Origin of the sequence: Nocardia sp. NPDC005746, assembly GCF_040630785.1 — a bacterium.
Lineage (GTDB): Bacteria > Actinomycetota > Actinomycetes > Mycobacteriales > Mycobacteriaceae > Nocardia.
In genome coordinates this window covers 1-1543 of sequence record NZ_JBEXYE010000047.1, presented here as the reverse complement: position 1 = coordinate 1543, position 1543 = coordinate 1, and the positions used below count along the sequence as shown (strand labels likewise).

Here is a 1543-nt window from a genome sequence, read left to right as displayed (position 1 = left end):
CGCACACCGATCCTTCGGAAAAGCCACATCCCGGACCCGCCACCAACAAGGTTAACCCCGCACCCGCAGCAACGCCTTGACATAAAGGGGAGCCAGTAGAGTGCGTTCGCCCCGCACCAGATGTGTGCTGCCGGTCAATCATCCGAAGCCTCGCGTTGGCCGTTCCGAGCAGCATGGCATGCGGCAGAAGCGGATGCTCTCCGAGCCGCGTTGCAGCTTCTACCTCTCCCGGTGCGGAGGGGCCGGGTCACCGCACCCGACTGGTGAGTCATCGCGATCGTGTTGTCACCAGGCCGACCGTGGCGGCGATTACCTGCCGAATGTTACTGTAAAGAACAACAATTGATAGTTGTGGATGGACCCGAAAATGTGATTTCTCTGTGAATCCCGCCCTGGCTAATGTCTCCGGTGTGAGCGTGACTCGCTTGCACCACCCGAGCGACGGAGATGAAGAATGGGTTCCTGGGCAATTTGGGGCCGGATGCCATTGTCGCGGAGCCGACGAAGGTGCTGAGCACCGGCTCGTCCAGCACGCACAAGGCGGGCTGACCACGGCCGTCGGACGGTGCCCGCCTCAACCCTGCCCGAGCCGGGCATCGTCCGACGAGCCGCAGAAATTGCAGTCGCCGCAACTTCGGAACCTCATTGTGAATGCCGACGGAACGCTGAACGCTATTGCATTTCAGGGTTTTTCGGTGCTTCTCGAAGCAAACGCCAGGATTCGCGGTGCGCAGTTCTGAATAGCGCTGGAGAAATTGCTCCCTATCTCGCTTCGTGAGCTTCGGCGCCTCGATCATGTTCGTCTACCCACCATTTGAAAGATCCTCATGCGTAGTTTTCATACTCGCCGCGCCGCGCTGATCGGCGCCGCAGCGCTGCTGGTTGCCGTGCCCGCCGCGTCCCTTGTTCACGCGGAGCCCGACGCGCCGGCGTCGCCCGCGCTGCCCGCGGCGTTGGTGGCCGCGATCCAGCGCGATCTCGGGCTCACCTCGACCCAGTACCTCGACAGGGCGGAGGCCGGTCAGCAGCTGGCGGCGTTCGCCGATTCGATGCGCGCGCAGTTCCCCGAGTCCTTCGCCGGTGCCTGGCTCGACTCGTCGGGTGCGCCGATGATCGGTGTGGCCACGGGGCCGGACCAGGCCGCGGCGCGTACCGCGGTCGAGGTCGCCGGGTACCGGGTGCAGGACCAGCCGCGTAGCGAGCGCACGTTGCGCGACCAGCTCGGTCAGTTGACCGGCTGGATCCAGAATCTGCCCGCGGCGTTGTCGGGCCGTGTCGACGGTGCTGTCATCAACCCCGTCAGCAACGACATCGCGTTGAACGTCCGCGAGGTCGCCGACGGGTCGAGCCTGCAGCTGCCCGACTTCCTGCAGTCCGTGCGCGTCGTGCTGGGGCCCGCGGCCCAACAGCAGTCGCCCGGCTCATCCGGCTCATCCGAGCACACCACGCCGGCCGGGCAGAGCGCTATCACCCTCAACCCGATCACCGGCGCCACCGTCGGCAAGCCCACCACCCTCACTGTGAAGGTCAACCCCGCAGCAGA

Annotated in this window: 1 pseudogene; it reads left to right on the top strand. The window is 65.1% G+C overall.

What is annotated here, in order from left to right:
* Positions 1-827: 827 nt before the first annotated feature.
* Positions 828-1543, top strand: a pseudogene (locus ABZ412_RS35810) (hypothetical protein); the annotation flags it as partial.